The organism is Kitasatospora sp. NPDC028055 (assembly GCF_040637885.1).
Lineage (GTDB): Bacteria > Actinomycetota > Actinomycetes > Streptomycetales > Streptomycetaceae > Kitasatospora.
The window spans coordinates 16,885-36,611 of sequence record NZ_JBEZXE010000041.1; the positions used below are offsets into that span (position 1 = coordinate 16,885).

Here is a 19,727-nt window from a genome sequence, read left to right on the forward strand (position 1 = left end):
CCGACAACGCGCGCCGCCTGTACGCGCTGGGCTGAGCGCCGGGGTGTGTTTTCGCGCACATGCCAAATCAGCCCAGTCGTCGACGAACCATCACTTTTTAACAATCTTCAACCCTGTTTCGCCTGTTGGCCGGTGGAGCGCGAACCTCCGTTGTTGGGCTAGATGTGACGATTAGATGACTACCTCTTGCGCTTATCAGCGAATATTCATTAACGTCCCGGTCATCCCAGCGCACCTGCCACACCGCAGCTGCCGGATGACGACTCGGGAGGGCCAACCCCAATGAGAGTTCCTCGGATCAGCCGGACCCGTTACGCGGCCGTGGGCCTGGTGCTCGCGACCGCCGGAGCCCTCGCGCTCCCGGCCGGCACCGCCGTCGCGGCGCCCACCGGCGACTCGACGACCGGTCCGCTGCTCAGCTACGTCGTCAACACCAAGGCCAACCACGGTCAGGCGCAGAAGGTGGAGAAGGCCGTCACGGCCCTCGGCGGCACGGTGGTCCAGTCGTACGAGCAGGTCGGCGTCATCGTCGCCCGCTCCAACGACACCAAGTTCGCGGAGAAGCTGCGCCTGGCCAAGGGCGTCGACTCGGTCGGCGCCAGCCGCACCAAGGGCATCCTCGCCGCCGACCAGAGCAAGGCCGAGGTCGCCGCCGAGCCGACCGGCGCCGCCGCCGCCACGGACGGCCAGGAGCCGTACGAGCCCAACCAGTGGGACATGCGCCAGATCGGCGTCGACAAGGCGCACAAGATCTCGCTGGGCAGCCGCAACGTCACCGTCGGCGTGCTGGACTCCGGCATCGACGCCACCCACGAGGACCTGGCCGCCAACGTGGACGCCTCGCAGTCGGTCTCCTGCATCGACGGCAGGACGAACACCGACTGGAAGGCCTGGCAGCCGACCACCAGCGACCACGGCACCCACGTCGCCGGCACGATCGCCGCCGCCAAGAACGGCAAGGGCGTCGTCGGCATCGCCCCGAACGTCAAGCTGGCCGCGGTCAAGGTCGTCGACGACGGTGGCTTCATCTACCCGGAGAACGCGGTCTGCGGCTTCGTCTGGGCCGGCGAGCACGGCTTCAAGGTGACGAACAACAGCTACTACGTCGACCCGTGGATGTTCAACTGCCCGAACGACAAGGACCAGGCCGCGATCTCGGACGCCGTCCGCAAGGCCGTCGCCTTCTCGCAGCGCAAGGGTGTCCTGAACGTCGCCGCCGCCGGTAACGAGAACATCGACCTGGCGCACAAGACCACCGACGTCTCCAGCCCGGACGACACCAAGCCCGGCACCCGCCCGGTCACCAACGACTGCCTGTCGCTGCCGACCGAGCTGCCCGGCGTGATCGCGGTCTCCGCGGTCGGCGTCAACGGCGACAAGTCGTACTACTCCAGCTACGGCAAGGGCGTCGTTACCGTCGCCGCGCCGGGTGGTGACGCCCGCTACCAGATCCCGAACACCCCGGACAAGAACGGTCGCATCCTGTCGACCATCCCGGGCAACAAGTACGGGTACATGCAGGGCACCTCGATGGCCACCCCGCACGTCACCGGCGTGGTCGCGCTGCTCGCCAGCACCTTCCCGTGGGCCAGCCCGGACGAGCTCACCGAGCTGCTGACCAACCAGGCCGAGTCCCACGCCTGCCCGACCGGCGTCTACAACCCGGGCAACACCGGCCAGTGGAACGCCACCTGCGAGGGCGGCGTGGACGACAACGGCTTCTACGGCGCGGGCATCATCAACGCCGAGAAGGCGGTCCAGTGGTGGCGCTGACGCGCTGACCACCGAGCGCTGAACACCGAACGCTGAGCTGGGGAGCGGGGCCACGGGCCCCGCTCCCCAGCGGCGTTGAGGCCCTGGGCCGCGACCGGGCCGCGGCAGGCCAGGCGGTCCGTCCGAGCTACTCCCCGGCCTCGACGTGGTGCTCCCAGACCGTCTCCACCGAGGGCTTGCCGTGCAGGTCCGGCACCTCCTGCAGCCAGGCCGGCCGGCCGGCCCGGGTGCGGGCCGCGCGGCGCAGCTCCGCCTCGCGCAGCTGCGCGGGCGTGGCGAAGCCCTCCGGCAGCCACTCCGCGGAGAGCACCGCCCGGGCGGCCAGGTGGGTGACGTAGGCGTGCCGGACGGCATCCACCGAGTCGAAGCCGGGCTCGCCGGCCAGCCACTCGTCCGGGACCAGCGCCACCACCTGCTCCAGCAGTTCGACGGTGACCAGCGGCCCGAGGTCCTCGTCGGCCAGCCGGACGTCCGGGGCGCAGGCGCCCAGCGCGTGGGCGCTGAGGTCGTACCGCTTGCCGACGGACGCCTCGGCGTTGGCCCAGCGGTGGTGGAAGATCAGCGCGGCGCCGTTGTCGATCAGCCAGAGCCGCCGGTGCCAGACCACCAGGTTGGGGTTGTGCACGGTGCGGTCGACATTGCCGGTGAGCGCGTCCAGCCAGACCACCCGCCCCGCCTCGGCGGAGTCCACCGGGATCATCCCGGGCCGGTAGTCGGCGGCCCCGGGCAGCAGGTCCATCCCGAGGTTGAGCCCGGCGCTGGCCTTGAGCATGTCCTGGATCTCGGTGTCCGGTTCGTCGGCGGCCACCGCCGGATCGAAGTCCACCAGCCGCAGTTCCGGCACCCGCAGTCCGAGCCGCCGGGCCAGCTCACCGACGATCACCTCGGCCACCAGCGCCTTGCGGCCCTGGGCGGCACCGGTGAACTTGACCACGTACGTTCCCAGGTCGTCGGTCTCCACGACGCCCGGCACCGAGCCTCCGGCCCGTAGGGGGTCCACGTAGCGCAGCGCAGTCACCAGATCGAGCACACCCGCCACCCTATCCCGCCGTGCCACGTGATTGGCTTGCCGCTGAGACCGGTACGCAGAGCGGTACCCACCACACGAGGAGAGCAAGGCATGGGACAGGTCCAGGCCACCACCGAGCGGGTCTACGACGCCGCGCCCGAGCGGGTGTACGAGGCGCTGGCCGACTACCAGGTGACCCGCCCGAAGCTGCTGCCCGCGCAGTACAGCGAGTACGAGGTCCGGGTCGGCGGGACCGGTGCCGGCACCCAGGTGCACTGGAAGCTCCAGGCCACCGAGAAGCGGGTGCGCGACTGCCTGTTCACCGTCTCGGCGCCGCAGCCGGACCAGCTGGTGGAGAAGGACGCCAACTCCAGCATGGTGATCACCTGGACCGTCGCGGCCGCCGGCGAGGGCCGCACCAAGGTCACCGTCACCGCCACCTGGCAGGGCGCCACCGGCATCGGCGGCTTCTTCGAGCGCACCTTCGCCCCCAAGGGCCTGAACCGGATCCACGACCAGGTGCTGGCCAACCTGGCCGCCGAGGTGCGCTGACCCCGGGGTCCCGCCCGATCCGGGGGAATCGCCCGGAGTTTCGAGCGGTTCGTCCGCCCGTACGAGCCGCAAGCCGTACGGGTGGACGGCCCACCACCTGCGGGTGACGCGGGCCGCCCCGCGCGGGGGAGCCACCCTAGGCTCGCCGCCGTGCATATGACGATCCTTCACATTTCGCAGCCGGTGGACGGCGGAGTCGCCCGCGTCGTCGTCGATCTGGTCCGGGGGCAGCGCGAGGCCGGGCACCGGGTGCTGGTCGCCTGCCCGCGCGGCGGGCGGCTGGCCGAGGAGGCCGCCGCGGTCGGCGCGCTGGTCCAGGACTGGCCCGCGGACCGCTCGCCCGGCCCGGCCACCGCCGCCGAGGCCTGGCGGTTGCGCCGGATCGTCCGGGCCGCCGGACCGGACGTGGTCCACCTGCACAGCGCCAAGGCCGGGCTGGCCGGCCGGCTGGCCGTGCGCGGCGCGGTGCCGACCGTCTTCCAGCCGCACGCCTGGTCCTTCGCCGCCGTGGACGGCGCGATGGCCGCCGCGACCCTGCGCTGGGAGCGCTTCGCGAGCCGTTGGGCGCACCGGCTGCTGTGCGTCAGCGTCCAGGAGCGGGCCGACGGCGTGGCCGCGGGGGTGCACGCCGACTGGGCGGTGGTGCCCAACGGCGTGGACGTCCGCCACTACGCGCCCGCCGACCGCCGGGCCGCCCGGATCGCGCTCGGGCTGGACCTGGACGCCCCGCTCGCGGTCTGCGTCGGGCGGCTGTGCCGGCAGAAGGGCCAGGACGTCCTGCTGGCCGCCTGGCCGGAGGTGCTGCGCCGGGTGCCGCAGGCCCGACTGGCGCTGGTCGGCGGCGGGCCGGAGGAGCAGCGGCTGGCGGAGGCGGTCCGGGAGTCGGCCGAACCGTGCCGGGTCCGGCTGGTCGGGGACGTGCCGGATCCGCGCCCCTGGCTGGCGGCGGCCGACCTGGTGGTGCTGCCCTCGCGCTGGGAGGGGATGGCGCTGGCGCCGCTGGAGGCGATGGCGGCGGCCCGGCCGGTGCTGCTGACGGATGTGCCGGGGGCCCGGGAGTGCCTGCCGCCGGCGGAGCGCGCGCAGTCGGTGCTGCCGCCCGAGGACGCGGACGCGCTCGCCACCCGGATGGCCGAAGCGCTGTCCGACCCGATCGAGTGCGAGCGACGCGGTGCCCGACTGCGCGAGCACGTCGCGGCCCGCCATGACGTCCGCACGGTGGTCGAACAGGTGGACGTTCTGTACCGCCATCTGCTGGGGGCCGGACCGGCGGCCGGACGGCGCAGGACCCGTGTCCCAGAGCGGATCTGATCGTTTCACATGCCGTGAATCCCCGCCGTTTCCGGCGCCGGAGCATTCGCACCCTCAACCGGAAATGGACGAGGCGTTAAATCCGAAATAACTATTAATGGGCGGCTGGAATGAAACGGCAAGTCAACTTCCGGCGTACATGCCTACGTTCGGTATTGTCGGATTTTGCCTGCTTCGTTTCGATTTCACCCCGGGAGGTCCTGTCCGGGTCCTTCGCAGCCGCGTCCGTGGTGACCAGTCCTTCCGCGAACGGCCCCCTCGCCGGAGAACCGAAAACCGCCAGCGATAGCAGGTGCTGTCAGGACCGCGCCCACCGGGCCGGGACGGCCGCCCCACGCCCATCGGTGCCGGGGCACCGCCACCCCGGGTACACAGCAGGGGAGTTCGTGCGCTGATGACCATTGACCACGACAGTGCGCCGCGATCCGGCGGGCCCCTGGCCGGACCGCGGTGGCCCGGCACCGGGCTGCTCGACCGGCCGACCGGTGCGGCGTACACCCGGGCGGTGCCGTCGCCCCGCCGGCACCGCCGGGCCGGCCGCTCCCGGCTCGCCCTGCCGCTCGCACTGGTCCAGGTCGACGTGATCGCGCTCTGCTCGGGCACCGGCATCGCCAACCGGGCGATCGACCCGACCGCCCCGCTCGCCCCGCTGCTCGGCGTCGCCGCCGTCCTGCCCCTGCTCCTGCTGCTCAACCTGGCCGGCGGCCTCTACCGCACCCGGCTCACCCTGTCGGTCCTGGACGAACTCCCCGCCCTGGCCGTCCGCGCCGTGGTCGCCACCGCCTTCGCCGTCACCCTGGCCGGCTGCCTGGACGGGCGCTGGCCCGACTGCGGCCCGGCCACCCCGGCCCGGCTCACCGTCCTGCTCGGCGCCCAGCTGCTGATCGCGGCCGTCGGCCGCGCCGTCCTCTACCACCTGGTCCGGCGGATCCGCTGCGGCCGCCCGGCCCCCGTCCTGGTGCTCGGCGCCGGCCGGCTCGGCCGCAAGGTCGCCGCCGCGCTGCGCGAGCACGGCGAGTACGGCATGCGCCCGGTCGGCTTCCTGGACGCCGACCCGCCGCTGCTGGCCGACGACACCGAGCTGCCCGTGCTCGGCGGCCGCGAGGTGCTGGAGCGCGAGGTCCGCCGGCACCGGATCCACCACGTGATCGCCACCGCCGGCGCCGCCGACGAGGCCGAGACCGCCGCCGCCCTGCGCGACGCCGTCCGGCTCGGCTGCCAGGTCTGGCTGGTGCCCGCGCTGCGCGAGCACGGCTCGCTGCCCACCGCCCCGATCGCCGGCGGCGACCACCTGTGGGGCTTCCCCTGCCTGCGCCTCGGCGGCCCGGCCATGCGCCGCCCCGGCTGGGCCGCCAAGCGCGCCCTGGACGTCACCGTCGCCGGGCTCGGCCTGCTGCTGCTCGCCCCCGTCCTGGCCCTGTGCGCCCTCGCCGTCCGCTTCGACACCGGCCCCGGCGTGCTCTTCCGCCAGCAGCGCACCGGCCTGGACGGCCGGGTCTTCACCGTCCTCAAGTTCCGCACCCTGCGCCCCAGCAACGAGCACGAGTCGGCGACCCGCTGGAACATCTCCCAGGACCACCGGATGGGGGCCGTCGGCCGTCTGCTGCGCAAGAGCTCGCTGGACGAGCTGCCGCAGCTTTGGAACATCCTGCGCGGCGACATGAGCCTGGTCGGCCCGCGCCCCGAACGCCCGTACTTCGTCATGCGGTTCAGCCAGGCCTACCCCGAGTACGCCGACCGGCACCGCGTCCCGGTCGGCCTCACCGGCCTCGCCCAGGTCAACGGCCTGCGCGGGGACACCTCGATCGAGGAGCGGGCCCGCTTCGACAACCGCTACATCGAGAGCTGGAGCCTCTGGCAGGACGTCAAGATCCTGTGCCGCACCGCGGCCCTGATGCTCCACCCGGACGGGAGCTGACCCCGCGTGGCCCTGATCGTTGCGTCCCTTCCCCGGCCCGCGTTACGGCGGGCCCTGCCGGCCCTCGCGGACCGGTCCAGCCTGCTCGCCGCGGCCACCGTCCTGCTGGTGTGCGTGCCTGCCCGGGAGAAGGACGTCACGGCGGCCGTCCACGTCACCGCCGCCGACGTCGCCTCGCTCGCCCTGGTCGCCCTCACCGCGCTCAACCTGCTGCGCGGGCGCCTGCCCGCGATCAGCCGCACCAACTGCGCGCTGTTCGGCGGCATCGTGGTCGCCGCCGCCGTCGCCACCCTCGGCTCGATCGACCCGGCCACCAGCCTCACCGGCTTCGTCCGGCTCACCCAGGTGTTCGTCCTGGTGCCGGCCGCCGTGCTCTGCTCGCTGCGCGACCGCACCGACCAGCGGCTCGTCCTCGGCTCCTTCGTGCTGGCCGCGCTGATCCAGGGCGTGGTCGGGGTGAACCAGTACCTCACCCGCACCGGCGCCTCCTACGCCGGGCAGCCGATCCGGGCCGTCGGCACCTTCGGCGCGCTGGACATCATGGCGATGTCCACCGTGGTCAGCTTCGGGCTGCTCGCCGCCCTCGCCCTGGCCCTCGGCGAGCGTGCGGGCGGCGACGCACGGCTGCGCCGGGCGATGTTCGCCGCCGCCGCCTTCCTCGCCTTCCCGCTCGCCGTCTCGTTCAGCCGCGGCAGCTGGATCGCCACCGGCGTCGCCGCCACCGTGCTGCTGCTGCGCGCCGACGCCCGGCTGCTGGTGCGCAGCGCCGTGCTGGGCCTGGCCGCCGCGGTCGTCCTGGTCGGCGGCCTCGGCCTCGGCGCCTCCGGGGTCACCGAGCGGCTCAGCTCGATCGGCTCCGTCTCCGCCGCACCCGACCAGTCCGTCTCCGACCGCTACGACCTGTGGGCCACCGCCGGGCGGATCTGGCAGGACCACCCCGTCCACGGCGCCGGACCGAAGGCCTTCCCCAGGCTCCGCGACAGCCACGCCCCGCTGCGGCTCTCCTCCGGCAGCGACGCCGCCGACTCCACCATCGGCTTCCAGCGCGAGCCGCTGCTCTCCCCGCACAACATGTACTTCCTGGTGCTCAGCGAACAGGGCCTGATCGGGATCACCGCCTACGCCGCGCTCCTCCTCGGCCTGCTGCTCGGCTGCCTGCGGCGCCGCCGCACGACCTCGCTGGCCGCCCTCGCGCTGCTCACCTGGGTGCTGGTCGACTTCCTGTACGCCGACATCGGCGGCACCACCACCGTGCTGACCTCCGTCGTCCTCGGCCTCGCGGCCCGCGCCGCCGTCCAGGAGCGGGCGATGCCCCGGTGACCACCGACCGGCCCGCCCTCGCCCCCGCCCTCCCGGCCCCGCGCAGCGTCCCCGCCGAGCCGCCCGCCGCCGAGCCGCCCGCCGGGTCGCAGCGGCCGTCCCGGGGCGGCTTCCTCGCCAAGGCCTTCGGCGTCACCGCCGTGCTCAGCGCCGCCGGCTCGGGCCTCGGACTGCTGCGCGACCTCCTGCTGGCCCGCTACTTCGGCGCCAGCCAGGGCACCGACGCCTTCCTGGTCGCCTGGACCGTGCCCGAGACGGCCGCGCCGCTGCTGATCGAGGACGCCATGTCCTTCCTCATGGTGCCCGCCTTCGCCCTCGCCCTGGTGCTGCGCGAGGAGGACCCGGACGCCCCCGACCCGGTCCGCCAGTTGGTCCGCGCCACCCTGCCCTGGCTGCTGCTGGCCCTCAGCGGGCTCGCCCTGGCCGCCGCCCTCGGCGCCCCCCAGCTGGTGGAACTGCTCGCCCCCGGGCTGCCCGACCCGGGCCTGGCCGTCGACTGCACCCGGATCACCGCGATCACCGTGCTGCCCTTCGGCGTGGCCGGCTACCTGGCCGCCGCCCTGCGCGCCCACCACAGCTTCACCGCCCCCGCGGGCATCTACGTCGCCTACAACCTCGGCATCCTGGCCCTGCTGTTCGGCTTCCACGGCGTCCTCGGGGTCCGCTCCGCCGCCCTCGGCGTGGCGCTCGGCAGCCTGCTGATGGCCCTCCTGCTGGTCGGCCCGTTCCTGCGGCACCTGCAGACCGGGCCGGCCGCACCCGGCCGCACCCGGCGCAGCCGCAACACGCTGGTGCTGATGCCGCTGGCCCTGCTGCCGGTGGCCGCCTTCACGCTGACCCGGCAGGCCCAGGTCTTCGTCGAGCGCTACCTCGGCTCGGCGCTGCCGCCCGGCACCATCTCGCACCTCAACTACGCCGCCAAGGTCTCCCAACTCGCCATGACGGCGGGCATCCTGATCTGCACGGTGACCTTCCCGCTGGTCGCCCGGGCGCTCGCGGCGGGGGACCTCGGCGCGGCCCGCGACCGGGTCGAGAAGGACCTCGGGCAGGCCGCCGCGGTCGTGCTGCTCGGCACCGCCTTCCTGATGGCCTGCGCCCCCTCGGCGGTCTCGCTGCTGTTCGAGCGCGGCGCCTTCGGGCCCGGGGACACCGCCGCCACCGCCGCCGTCATCCGGGTGTACAGCTTCGGCCTGCCCGCCCAGGCGCTGATCGGCGTGATGATCCGCCCGTACTTCTCGCTGCGCCCGGTGGTCCGCCGGGCCGACGACCCGCGCAGCGAGGACGGCGGGCGCCGGCTGCTGGACTGGTACCCGGTCGCCGCGATGCTGCTCGGCCTCGGGGTGACCGTCACCGTCGGGCTGCTCGCCACGCCCCGGTTCGGCGCGCTCGGCCTGGCCGCCGGCAACGCGAGCGGGATCACCGCCGCCGCCGCGCTGCTGCTGCGCGGGCTGGTGCTGCGGGGCATCCCGCTGCGGCTGCGCCGGGTGCTCGGCGGCCACGGCCGGCTGGTGCTGGCCGCCGCCGGGGCCGCCGCCGTGGGCGCCGCCGCCGCGAGCCTGCCCGCCGACCCGCTGCTCTCGACCCTCTCCGGTGGCCTGACCGTGGTGCTGGCCTTCGCCGCCCTCGGCACCGGGCTCCGGGCCCGCGAGGTGCGCGGCCCGGTGCTGGCCGCCGCCCGGGCCCTGGGACTCGGGCCCGACCAGCGGGCCCTGAACCTGCCAACCGTCGCCGACGAAGGGAAGTTTCCCCATGGACGATGAGCGGGGATCCATCCGTTCGGCACAGGCGGGGGTCACCGACGCCCCGCCCGACCGGGCGCGACTGCCCAGAAGCCGCCGCCCGGTCGGCGAACCCGCCCTGCCCGGCTCCTCCTCACCGTGGATCCTGATGTACCACTCGGTGGCGGTCGAGGAGGAGGACCCGTACCAACTCACCGTCAGCCCCGAGCGGTTCGCCGAGCAGATCGCCTGGCTGCACCGGCGCGGGCGGCGCGGCGTCTCGGTCCGCGAGCTGATGCGGGCCCGCGCCCACGGGCAGGACGACAAGCTGGTCGGCCTGACCTTCGACGACGGCTACGCGGACTTCGCCCGGTACGCCGTCCCGATCCTCCAGGCGTACGGCTTCACCGCCACCGCGTACGTGGTCGCCGACCTGCTCGGCCAGGACAACGGCTGGGACACCGAGGGCCCGCGCAAGCAACTGCTCACCGTCCAGGAGGTCACCGAACTCGCCGCCGCGGGCTGGGAGATCGGCTCGCACGGCCTCGGTCACCGGGCGCTGCCCGGGCTGCCCGCCGAGGTCCTCGGGGTGCAGACCCGGGAGAGCCGGCGGCTGCTGGAGGAGGTCGTCGGCGGCCCGGTCACCGGCTTCTGCTACCCGTACGGCGCCGTCGACCGGCCCGCCGCCGCGGCCGTGCGCGAGGCCGGCTACGACTACGCCTGCGCGATCGCCCACTCCCCGCTCACCGGCCGCTTCGCGCTGCCCCGCTGCTACGTCGGCGACCGTGACGGCGCCTGGCGGCTGCGCGCCAAGAAGGGCCGGCACCTGATGCGCGACGTGGTCACCTCGCTCAAGCGCGGACGGGGGGAGCGTCGGCCGTGAAGGTGCTGCACATCGTCACCGGGCTCGCCTCCGGCGGTGCCGAGCGCCAACTGCACCTGCTGCTAAGGCACTTGCCGCCGCACCAGCGCTGCGAGGTGCTGGCGCTGACCAACCCGGGCGCGGTCGCGGACGCGCTGCGCGCCGACGGCGTGACCGTCCACCACCTCGGCATGCGCGGCAACCGGGACCTCGGCGCGCTGCCCCGGCTGGTCCGGCTGGTCCGGGCCGGCCGCTACGACCTGGTGCACACCCACCTCTACCGCGCCCAGCTGTACGGCCGGCTGGCCGCGCGGCTCGCCGGGGTGCGGGCGGTGGTGTCCACCGAGCACTCGCTGCACGCCGGGGTGATCGAGGGCCGCCCGGTCACCCGGGGCGTCAAGGGCCTCTACCTGGCCGCCGAACGGCTCGGCAGCACCACCGTGGCGGTGTCCCGGCAGGTCGCCCAGACCCTGCGCTCCTGGGGCGTCCCGCCGGCCCGGATCGAGCTGATCCCCAACGGCATCGACACCGCCGGCTACCGCCGCCCGCCCGCCGAGCGGGCCGAGGCCCGCCGCCGGATCCGGGCCGAACTCGGCCTGCCGGACGGCAGTTGGGTGGTCGGCGGGGTCGGTCGGCTGGTGCCGGGCAAGCGCTTCGAGGTGCTGCTGGCGGCACTCGCCGAACTCGACCCGAGGACCAGGCTGCTACTGGTCGGCGAGGGCCCCGAGCGGGCCGGGCTGGAGCGTCGGGCGGCCGAACTCGGCGTCCTGGAGCGGCTGGTACTCACCGGCGAGCGGGACGACGTGCCCGACCTGCTGGCCGCGATGGACGTGCTGGCCGCCCCCTCCACCGCGGAGACCTTCGGCCTCGGCGTCCTGGAGGGCCTCGCGGCCGGGCTCCCGGTCCGGCACAGCGCCTGCCCGGCGCTGGACGAACTGCCGCCCAGCGCCGCCCCGCAGGCCCGCCGGATCCCCTCCGAGCCCGCCGCGTACGCGGCCGCGCTGCGAGACCTGCGGCAGCTGAGTGGCCACATCGCCGACCCGCTGCCGCACCCCCCGGCCGTCGGCCACTACGACATCGCCCGGGTCGCCGCCGACCTGGGCGCCCTCTACGACCGGCTGGCCCGCGCCTGACCCGCCCGCCGCCGGACCCCGCCGTACCAGACCCAAGGAGCCGCACCATGACCACTCCGCGCCGAAGCGCCCGCCTCCTGGTCCGCCGCTGGTGGCCGGTGGCGCTCGCGGTGCCGCTCGGCGCCGCGGCCGGCGCCGGGTACGCCGTCGTCTCGCACCCCTCGTACGCCGCCAGCGCCTACGTCCTCGTGGTGCCGCAGAACCCGGGGGAGGCGTCGACCGCGACCAACTTCGCCCAGGCGTACGGCCGGCTCGCGGGCCAGCCGCAGGTGCTCGCGGTCGCGGCCGCCGAGACCGGCCACACCCGGTCCGAGCTGGAGACCCTGGTGTCCGGGACGACCTCCCCGGACGCCCCGATGATCGAGATCACCGGCACCGGGAAGCGGGCCCAGGAGGCCGCCCAGACCGCCGACGCGGTGGCCCGCTCGCTGGTCGCCTTCGCCAACACCAGCAGCAAGGACACCAACGTTCGGCTGGTCACGCTGGCCCCGGCCGCCGAGCCGGACAAGCCGACCACGCCCTCCGCCAAGCTGGACGTCGCGGTCGGGGCGGCGGCCGGGCTGCTGCTCGGGTCGCTGGTGCTGATGACCCGCCGGCGCGGCGGCCCGGACGGCCCCGGGGCTCCGGTGGCCCCGACGGCTCCCGGGCCGACCGGGACCGCCGAGCCGACCGGGACCGCCGAGCCGACCGGGACTCCCGAGACCACCGCCCCGGCCCCCGTCCCCGCCCCCGCCGCGCCCCGCCCGCGGGCCGAGGAGCCGGCCGGCAAGGCCCGCCCGAAGACCGGGGCGACGTCCGAGCCGGCCGCCGAGCCGAAGACCGAACCGAAGCACGAGCCGAAGACCCGGGCGAAGGCCGGGTCGAAGCCGGCGCCCGAGCCCGCCGCCGCGCCCGCGCCCCCGGCCGAGGAGAAGGCCGCGGCCCGGAGCGGACGATGAGCACCGAGGCCCGCGCCGCCGGCCTCCCGGCCCAGTCCGCCGGGCCCGGCTGGACCACCGAGCTGCGCCGCGAGGACGACGCGCTGGACACCGTCGCCGAGGAGTGGGACGACCTGGCGGCCCGCTGCCGCACCGCCACCTTCTTCCAGGCCGCCGCCTGGCAGCGCTCCTGGTGGCGCCACTACGGCCGCCCCGGCGCGCTGCTGGTGGTGCTGGTCCGGCGGGACGGCCGCCTGGTCGGCGCCGGTGCCTTCATGCGCCGCGGCGGCCCGTTCGGCGGCCTCACCGGCCTCGGCGCCGGGCTGGTCGACTACGGCGACGTCCTGCTGGACGACGACTGCGCCGACCGGGCCGCCGCCGAGTTCGCCGCCGCCCTCCCGCTCACCCGCCCCTGGCACTGGCTGGAGCTGCGCGAGGTGCACCCCGAGGCGGCGGTGCAGCGGGTGTACGAGCACTGGCACGGCTCCCGCCGCCGCCACGAGGACTCGCTCTGCCAGTACCTGCCGGCCGTCCCGATGGAGCGGCTGCTCAAGCGGGTGCCCGGCAAGACGGCCCAGCGCAGCCGGGTGAAGCTGCGCAAGATCGCCGAGGCCGGGGTGCAGGTCCGGTCCACGCCGGTGGAGGAGGTCCCGGCCGCGCTGGAGGGGCTGCTGCGGCTGCACTTCCTCCAGTGGCAGGAGCGCGGCGTCACCGCCGAGCACCGCACCGAGCGCTTCGCCCGGCACCTGACCGAGTCCACCACCGGCCTGGTCGCCACCGGCCGGGCGGCCGTCCACCAGTTCCACCTGGACGGCGAGCTGGTCGCGGTCAACCTGCTGCTGCTCTGCCCCTCCTTCGGCGGGCTGTACATCTACGGTGCCCACCCGGCGCTGCGCGAGCGGCTGGACATCGCCGGGCTGCTGTTCAACGCGGCCCTGGAGGAGACGGTCGGCGCGGGCATCCCGGTGCTCGGCCTGCTGCGCGGCCAGGAGCCGTACAAGCAGCGCTGGCGGCCGGACCGGATGCCCAACCAGCGGCTGCTGCTGGGCCCGGCCGGAGCGGCCCCGGCGGTCGCCGCCCGGGCCGCCGCGGTGCTGGCCCGGCAGGCGGCGGTGCACCAGCTGCGCACCCGCTTCCCCGAGCTCAAGGAGGCGCTGCTGGCCCGCCGCCGGGCCTGACCGCCGCTCAGCGCCGGGACGGCGTCCGGGCCGGGGAGGGGCTCGGCGAGGCCCCGCCCGACGGGCTCGCCGTGGCGGCGGGCACGGTGGCAGACGGGGTGGCGGCGGGCACGGTGGCCGACGGGGTGGCGCCCGACGGGGTCGCCCCCGGCGCCGTGGGCAGGACGGGCGGGGTCGGGGCGACCGGCACGATCGGAGCGGCGGGCGCCGTCGGCACGACCGGTGGCGCCCCCCGCGAACCCGCCATCAGCTGCTTGAACGCCGCCGCCGAGCGCGGATTGCTCCGGCACTGGAAGAAGCCGTGCGGGCAGTAGTCGGTGACGGTCTGGTAGGCGGTGTCGTGGGTGCGCATCCAGTCGACCATCCGCCGGACGAACTCGGGGTTGTCGCCGTTGCGGAACAGCCCCCACTCCGGGTACGAGACCGGCTTGCCGTGCTTGGCCGCGAACTCCACCTGGTCCTGGAGGCCGTACGGCTCGCGCACGTAGTCGTCGAAGGTGCTCCCGGCCGGCTGGTCGTAGCTGTCCGTGCCGACGATGTCGACCACGTCGTCGCCGGGGTAGCACTTGGTCCACGGGATGGCGTCCAGGCCCCGGTTGGGGGTGAAGTCGAAGCGGAACCGCTGCCCGGGCACCGAGCGCATCACCCCGACGATCCGGCGCCAGTAGGCCTTCCAGGCGGTCGGGTCGGGCTTGCAGCGGTGGGTGTAGGTGATGCCGTTCATCTCCCAGCCGAGGGTGAGCACGGTGTCCGCGCCGCCGAGCGCCACCAGCCGGCGGGCGAGCCGCAGGAAGTGGCTGTCGAAGTCCCCGCGGGCGCCCTGGCCGAGCAGCCTGGCGACCTCGCCGTCCGGCACGTGCGCCTCGTTGGGCACCAGCATCGGCACGCCGAGCACCAGCAGCCGGGACGGGTCGGCGAGCCGCCACTGCGACCACAGGCCGAGCACCACCGGCTCGCCCTCGATGTCCGTCCAGCTGTTGCCCGCCAGGTAGGTGTGGCCGACCTGCATGTTGGCGTCGCCCAGCCACTGGGCGTACTTGCCGATCTGCGGGATGTAGTTGTCCCAGGAGCCGACGAAGGCGCCGAACGGCGGCTCGTGCCGGGGCCGCTGGACCGGCGGGCGGGGGGCCGCGCCGCGCGGCTCGAAGGCGTCCGAGGAGAGGCTGTGCCGTTCGGTTCCGCTGAGCGGCGTCCCGGTCGGGACACTGGCCGTGGCCATCAGCAGCAGAGCGGCGGCGGCCAGCGTCAGGCGGCCCATGCGCATGGTCTCTCCTCCGGACGTCGCGGGAGCGGGGCGGGCGGGTGACGACACCGACGGACCGTCGCGCCACGCTCGCCGACAGTAGGCCCGGGGGAGGACGGAAAAGCCGAATGTCACCCTAAAGTGGGCGATATTCGAACGCCGTCTGCCGCAACACCCGTCCGGCCCGGCCCCGTGTATCAGCTCTGTAACGGTCCGGCGGGGTCCGCGGAGCCCGCCGCGCAGCGCCCCGCCGACCGGCCGGGGAGCCGACGGCGCAGGTCGGCGGGCGGGCGCACCGGACGGGCGCGCACCGTCCGCCGTGCGGTCGGCGGTGGGCCCGGACGGCGATTCCGAGCTGACTCGCCCACCCGCCGAAAGGTACGCTCCGGCCGTGTCCTGGAAGCCGCCGCGTGTCCTCACCCCCCGCTCGATCCTGCCTGCCCTGGCGGTGATGCTGGTCCTTGCGGCCGGTGCTGCGGCGCACGCGAACAAGCCGGTGCCGTTCGGCGACCGGGTGGCGGGGCCGGGGGACGCGGAGGCGACGCCGGTCAACTCCCAGTCGGTCAGTTCGGCCGACCTGGACCTGCGGGTGGTCGGCCCCGGCCTGGAGGCGTACCACAAGCAGACCGGCGAGCGGGCCTGGACGTACCGCCGCGAGGGCGCCGAGGCGCTCTACCTGGCGATGGCCGGGGACAACGCGATCGTGGTCTGGGACGACGGCCTGGTCACCTCGGTACGCCCGGGCGACCACGAGGTGCGCTGGCACCGCGCCGTGCCCGGCCTGGTGGACTACCTGCGCGCCGACGGCGAGCCGGGCGCCGACAAGCGCACCGACGCCCAGCGCAAGGACACCGCCAAGCAGCGGGCCGCGGCCGCGCTGCACACCGTGCAGCGGGACGGCTCGCCCTGGCTGGCCGTGGTGACGCCGACCCTGACCATGGGCCTGCGCGACGCCGACGGCGACCTGCGCTACAACGACCGGCCCTCCAACGGCTGCCTCTACGACCCGCTGCGCACCGTGCACACCGACTACGCCGTGCTCATCCCGCGCACCTGCACCAACAGCAGCGGGGTGGCCGTCTCCGGCGGCATCACCGGCTACCGGCTGGACAGCAACGGCTGGTCGATGATCACCGGCCCGGCCGCGACGGTGAAGGCGCTGGACGCCAGCCGGGTGGAGATCACCGACGGCCCGATCGTGCCGCCCAAGGTCTTCGACACCAAGGCGGCCGCCCCCGAGACCGGCTGCGCCAACCCGGACGCCCCGTTCGCCGCGGTCCGCCCCCAGGGCGGCTGCGCCGACCCCTCGGCGAGCCCGGCGGCCACCGCCCCGGCGAGCCCGGCGGCCACGCCGCAGCAGTAGTCGCGGGAAGCCGGCGGGTACCCCCGGGCGGTACGCCCTCGGGGCGTTTCGCGCGGCCCGGTAGACTGGCCGTCATGGCTATCTTCTCCGGGCAATAGCGGGTGGCGGCGCCCAGTTCCAGCGCGCCGACCGCCGATGAAGCCCCCTTCCCGCCGCCCGGGTCCGTACCCGGCCGCCCGCCAACGTCCCAGGAGCAGTCCCAGCCATGATTTCCGCCAACGCCCTCGAGCTGCGCGCCGGTGCCCGGATCCTGATCGAGTCCGCGAACTTCAAGGTCGCCGCCGGCGACCGGATCGGCCTGGTCGGGCGCAACGGCGCCGGCAAGACCACGCTCACCAAGGTGCTGGCCGGTGAGGGGCTGCCCGCCGCCGGTACCGTCACCCGCTCGGGCGAGGTCGGCTACCTCCCGCAGGACCCGCGCACCGGCGACCTGGACGTCCTCGCCAAGGACCGCATCCTCTCCGCCCGCGGCCTCGACACCGTGCTCAAGAAGATGCGCGAGAACGAGGACCGGATGGCCAACGGCAAGGGCTCGACCCGGGACAACGCGATGAAGAAGTACGCGCGCCTGGAGACCGAGTTCCTCACCAAGGGCGGGTACGCCGCCGAGGCCGAGGCCGCCACCATCGCCGCCGCGCTGGGCCTGCCGGACCGCATCCTCGGCCAGCCGCTGCACACCCTGTCCGGTGGTCAGCGCCGCCGCGTCGAGCTCGCCCGGATCCTCTTCTCGGACTCCGACGTGCTGCTGCTCGACGAGCCCACCAACCACCTGGACGCGGACTCGATCGTCTGGCTGCGGGACTTCCTCAAGACGTACAAGGGCGGGTTCATCGTCATCTCGCACGACGTCGACCTGGTCGAGACGGTCGTCAACAAGGTCTTCTACCTGGACGCCAACCGTTCCACCATCGACGTCTACAACATGGGCTGGAAGCAGTACCAGCAGCAGCGCGAGGACGACGAGAAGCGCCGCAAGCGCGAGCGGGCCAACGCGGAGAAGAAGGCCGCGACCCTGAACGCCCAGGCCGACAAGATGCGCGCCAAGGCGACCAAGACCGTGGCCGCGCAGAACATGGCCCGGCGCGCCGACAAGCTGCTCGCCGGCCTGGAGCAGGTCCGGGTGAACGACAAGGTCGCCAAGCTGCGCTTCCCGGAGCCGGCGCCCTGCGGAAAGACTCCGCTGACCGCCAGCGGCCTGTCCAAGTCGTACGGTTCGCTGGAGATCTTCACCGACGTCGACCTGGCGATCGACCGGGGGTCCCGGGTCGTCGTGCTGGGCTTCAACGGCGCGGGCAAGACCACCCTGCTGCGGATGCTGGCCGGGGTGGAGCAGCCGGACACCGGCGAGGTGATCCCGGGCCACGGCCTCAAGATCGGCTACTACGCCCAGGAGCACGAGACGCTCGACCCCGAGCGCAGCGTGCTGGAGAACATGCGCTCGGCCGCGCCGGACACCGACCTGGTGCAGATCCGCAAGATCCTCGGGTCCTTCCTGTTCTCCGGTGACGACGTGGACAAGCCGGCCGGGGTGCTCTCCGGCGGTGAGAAGACCCGTTTGGCCCTGGCCACCCTGGTGGTCTCCTCGGCCAACGTGCTGCTGCTGGACGAGCCCACCAACAACCTCGACCCGGCCAGCCGCGAGGAGATCCTGGGCGCGCTGCGCGAGTTCTCCGGCGCGGTCGTGCTGGTCACCCACGACGAGGGCGCGGTCGAGGCGCTCGACCCGGAGCGGATCATCCTGCTGCCCGACGGGGTCGAGGACCTGTGGAACCCGTCGTACGCCGACCTGGTCTCGCTGGCCTGACCGGAAGTAGACGCCGGATCCGCTTTTCGGCCCAGAATATCTAGTCCTTTCGGCGTGTCCGGGAATGAAGAAGACCCGGATTCCGTTTAAGCACTTCCCGTCGGCCCGCCACTCGAACGTGGTCGGGCCGACGCTGCTGATCAGCTATTTCTCGGCATTCGGCGGCAGCCGCCCGGGGGCGTGCACTCTGCGTGAGCGCCGTGGTGCGCTCGGATCACCACCGCAGGACCACGCATTTGCGACATCGACCTTGTCGAATGGGTGGCCAGGACGCGGTGGATGGGTGATCATGGGAATCTGACCGAGCAACGCTACGAGGAGGCACGGGTGGCCGAGACTCTGAAAAAGGGCAGCCGGGTGACCGGTGCCGCGCGTGAGAAGCTCGCGGCCGATCTCAAGAAGAAGTACGACTCCGGGGCGAGCATTCGCGCTCTCGCGGAGGAGACCGGTCGTTCGTACGGCTTCGTGCACCGGATGCTGAGCGAGTCCGGAGTGATCCTCCGGGGCCGCGGTGGTGCCACGCGGGGCAAGAACAAGGCGACTGCCGGGGCCGGGTCCTGACGGTCCGTCATCTCTGAGCTGGATGGCGCGGCGGCCTGACGCCGACCGAGGAGACGACAGCCGACCACGGCTGGGCGTCCGCCCTCGGGTCGAGTGGACCGGCCGCCGATCGTCATGTCCGCCCCCGGGTCCCGGGGGCCGTTCCGATCTTTCCGGGCCGGGGCCCTGCCCGTCCGCGCCCAGGTTTGTTACTCTCCGGTAGCCAAGTCCCCCGCCACCGGAGGTTCCCGCATGACCGCCCCCGCCACCGACCCGCAGGCCCCGAGCTGGGAGCGGGACGGCGTCCGGCTGGAGATCGACGGCGAGCTCGCCGTCGTCACCCTCTGTCAGCCCAAGCGGCGCAACGCCCAGTCGCCCGCACTCTGGCGCGCCCTCGCCCAGGCCGGCCGCGAACTGCCCGGCAGTGTGCGGGTGGTGCTGCTGCGCGCCGAGGGGGTCTCCTTCTCCGCCGGACTGGACCGGGCCATGTTCACCCCCGAGGGCATCCCCGGTGAGCCCACCTTCCTGCAGCTGGCCGGCTCCGCCGACCAGGAACTGGACGACGCCATCGCCTCGTACCAGGAGGCCTTCACCTGGTGGCGCCGCGCCGACCTGGTCTCCATCGCCGCCGTCCAGGGCCATGCCGTGGGGGCCGGCTTCCAGCTCGCGCTCGGCTGCGACCTGCGGGTGGTCGCCGACGACGTGCAGTTCGCCATGAAGGAGACCTCGCTCGGGCTCGTCCCCGACCTGGCCGGCACCAAGCCGCTGGTCGACCTCGTCGGCTACGCCCGGGCGCTGGAGATCTGCGCGACCGGCCGCTGGGTCGGCGCCGAGGAGGCCACCGCGACCGGGCTGGCCAACCTGTCGGTGCCCGGCGCCGAACTCGACGCCGCCGCCCGGGACCTCGCCGCCGCCCTGCTGGCCGCCCCGCGCGGGGCCGTCACCGAGACCAAGGCCCTGCTCCAGGGGGCCTCCGGACGGTCGTACGAGGAGCAGCGTTCAGCCGAACGGGCGGCGCAGGCCCGCCGGCTGCGGGAACTCGCCGGGATCGGCGACTGACCCACCCGCCACCGCGCGGAGGCCCGG

At 74.3% G+C, this 19,727-nt stretch carries 16 protein-coding genes; 14 read left to right on the plus strand and 2 right to left on the minus strand.

Annotation, left to right across the window (positions count from 1 at the left end; translation table 11 throughout):
• Window positions 1-282: 282 nt before the first annotated feature.
• The gene (locus AB0F71_RS30675) at window positions 283-1,773 is read left to right on the plus strand and encodes a S8 family serine peptidase (protein WP_360241088.1); all 1,491 of its coding nucleotides are present in this window, start codon (window positions 283-285) and stop codon (window positions 1,771-1,773) included.
• 127 nt (window positions 1,774-1,900) lie between these two features.
• Here AB0F71_RS30675 and AB0F71_RS30680 read toward each other — a convergent pair whose 3' ends face one another.
• Window positions 1,901-2,803: a HipA family kinase gene (locus tag AB0F71_RS30680; RefSeq protein ID WP_360241091.1), complete on the minus strand. Its 903-nt coding sequence runs from the start codon at window positions 2,801-2,803 to the stop codon at window positions 1,901-1,903.
• A 90-nt stretch (window positions 2,804-2,893) separates the two neighbouring features.
• On the opposite strand from AB0F71_RS30680, the gene AB0F71_RS30685 reads away from it, so the two are divergent.
• From AB0F71_RS30685 to AB0F71_RS30725, 9 genes are all read left to right on the plus strand, one after another.
• Complete coding sequence (locus AB0F71_RS30685; protein ID WP_360241094.1) at window positions 2,894-3,334, plus strand: SRPBCC family protein; 441 nt, start codon at window positions 2,894-2,896, stop codon at window positions 3,332-3,334.
• Window positions 3,335-3,490: 156 nt separating this feature from the next.
• Entirely contained in the window at window positions 3,491-4,645 is a 1,155-nt protein-coding gene (locus AB0F71_RS30690; protein WP_360241239.1) for a glycosyltransferase, read from the plus strand.
• A gap of 394 nt (window positions 4,646-5,039) precedes the next feature.
• Window positions 5,040-6,563, plus strand: coding sequence for a sugar transferase (locus AB0F71_RS30695; RefSeq protein WP_360241097.1), 1,524 nt, complete (start codon window positions 5,040-5,042; stop codon window positions 6,561-6,563).
• Window positions 6,564-6,569: 6 nt separating this feature from the next.
• Window positions 6,570-7,883 carry an O-antigen ligase family protein gene (locus AB0F71_RS30700; RefSeq protein ID WP_360241100.1) on the plus strand — a complete coding sequence of 438 codons (1,314 nt, stop codon included), beginning with the start codon at window positions 6,570-6,572 and terminating at the stop codon, window positions 7,881-7,883.
• Entirely contained in the window at window positions 7,880-9,643 is a 1,764-nt protein-coding gene (locus AB0F71_RS30705; protein WP_360241103.1) for a lipid II flippase MurJ, read from the plus strand. Before AB0F71_RS30700 ends, AB0F71_RS30705 begins: the two co-directional genes overlap by 4 nt.
• Window positions 9,633-10,484, plus strand: a complete 852-nt coding sequence (locus tag AB0F71_RS30710) for a polysaccharide deacetylase family protein (protein ID WP_360241106.1) — start codon at window positions 9,633-9,635, stop codon at window positions 10,482-10,484. Before AB0F71_RS30705 ends, AB0F71_RS30710 begins: the two co-directional genes overlap by 11 nt.
• Window positions 10,481-11,596 (plus strand): glycosyltransferase, encoded by a 1,116-nt coding sequence (locus AB0F71_RS30715; RefSeq protein WP_360241109.1) that lies wholly within the window; start codon window positions 10,481-10,483, stop codon window positions 11,594-11,596. The genes AB0F71_RS30710 and AB0F71_RS30715 overlap by 4 nt, the downstream gene beginning before the upstream one ends.
• A 47-nt stretch (window positions 11,597-11,643) precedes the next feature.
• Window positions 11,644-12,534 (plus strand): Wzz/FepE/Etk N-terminal domain-containing protein, encoded by an 891-nt coding sequence (locus AB0F71_RS30720; RefSeq protein WP_360241112.1) that lies wholly within the window; start codon window positions 11,644-11,646, stop codon window positions 12,532-12,534.
• Window positions 12,531-13,691 carry a GNAT family N-acetyltransferase gene (locus tag AB0F71_RS30725; RefSeq protein WP_360241115.1) on the plus strand — a complete coding sequence of 387 codons (1,161 nt, stop codon included), beginning with the start codon at window positions 12,531-12,533 and terminating at the stop codon, window positions 13,689-13,691. The genes AB0F71_RS30720 and AB0F71_RS30725 overlap by 4 nt, the downstream gene beginning before the upstream one ends.
• Before the next feature lie 7 nt (window positions 13,692-13,698).
• On the opposite strand, the gene AB0F71_RS30730 is transcribed toward AB0F71_RS30725, so the two are convergent.
• Entirely contained in the window at window positions 13,699-14,955 is a 1,257-nt protein-coding gene (locus tag AB0F71_RS30730; RefSeq protein ID WP_360241118.1) for a glycosyl hydrolase, read from the minus strand.
• Window positions 14,956-15,325: 370 nt separating this feature from the next.
• On the opposite strand from AB0F71_RS30730, the gene AB0F71_RS30735 reads away from it, so the two are divergent.
• The 4 genes from AB0F71_RS30735 to AB0F71_RS30750 all read left to right on the plus strand — a co-directional run bounded on the left by AB0F71_RS30735 (window position 15,326) and on the right by AB0F71_RS30750 (window position 19,700).
• The gene (locus AB0F71_RS30735) at window positions 15,326-16,297 is read left to right on the plus strand and encodes a hypothetical protein (RefSeq protein ID WP_360241121.1); all 972 of its coding nucleotides are present in this window, start codon (window positions 15,326-15,328) and stop codon (window positions 16,295-16,297) included.
• Between the two features lie 205 nt (window positions 16,298-16,502).
• Window positions 16,503-18,101: an ABC-F family ATP-binding cassette domain-containing protein gene (locus AB0F71_RS30740; protein WP_360241124.1), complete on the plus strand. Its 1,599-nt coding sequence runs from the start codon at window positions 16,503-16,505 to the stop codon at window positions 18,099-18,101.
• Window positions 18,102-18,428: 327 nt separating this feature from the next.
• On the plus strand, window positions 18,429-18,662 hold the full coding sequence (locus AB0F71_RS30745; RefSeq protein WP_030059940.1) for a helix-turn-helix domain-containing protein: 234 nt from the start codon (window positions 18,429-18,431) through the stop codon (window positions 18,660-18,662).
• 231 nt (window positions 18,663-18,893) lie between these two features.
• Window positions 18,894-19,700, plus strand: a complete 807-nt coding sequence (locus AB0F71_RS30750; RefSeq protein ID WP_360241127.1) for an enoyl-CoA hydratase/isomerase family protein — start codon at window positions 18,894-18,896, stop codon at window positions 19,698-19,700.
• Window positions 19,701-19,727: the final 27 nt, after the last annotated feature.

What these genes read in the sequence shown, in the direction of transcription:
- AB0F71_RS30740 (WP_360241124.1), top strand. Translation starts at nt 16,503, where the DNA reads ATGATTTCCGCCAACGCCCTCGAGCTGCGCGCCGGTGCCCGGATCCTG.
- AB0F71_RS30750 (WP_360241127.1), top strand. Translation starts at nt 18,894, where the DNA reads ATGACCGCCCCCGCCACCGACCCGCAGGCCCCGAGCTGGGAGCGGGAC.
- AB0F71_RS30685 (WP_360241094.1), top strand. Translation starts at nt 2,894, where the DNA reads ATGGGACAGGTCCAGGCCACCACCGAGCGGGTCTACGACGCCGCGCCC.
- AB0F71_RS30720 (WP_360241112.1), top strand. Translation starts at nt 11,644, where the DNA reads ATGACCACTCCGCGCCGAAGCGCCCGCCTCCTGGTCCGCCGCTGGTGG.
- AB0F71_RS30690 (WP_360241239.1), top strand. Translation starts at nt 3,491, where the DNA reads ATGACGATCCTTCACATTTCGCAGCCGGTGGACGGCGGAGTCGCCCGC.
- AB0F71_RS30730 (WP_360241118.1), bottom strand. Translation starts at nt 14,955, where the DNA reads ATGCGCATGGGCCGCCTGACGCTGGCCGCCGCCGCTCTGCTGCTGATG.
- AB0F71_RS30710 (WP_360241106.1), top strand. Translation starts at nt 9,633, where the DNA reads ATGGACGATGAGCGGGGATCCATCCGTTCGGCACAGGCGGGGGTCACC.
- AB0F71_RS30725 (WP_360241115.1), top strand. Translation starts at nt 12,531, where the DNA reads ATGAGCACCGAGGCCCGCGCCGCCGGCCTCCCGGCCCAGTCCGCCGGG.
- AB0F71_RS30695 (WP_360241097.1), top strand. Translation starts at nt 5,040, where the DNA reads ATGACCATTGACCACGACAGTGCGCCGCGATCCGGCGGGCCCCTGGCC.
- AB0F71_RS30675 (WP_360241088.1), top strand. Translation starts at nt 283, where the DNA reads ATGAGAGTTCCTCGGATCAGCCGGACCCGTTACGCGGCCGTGGGCCTG.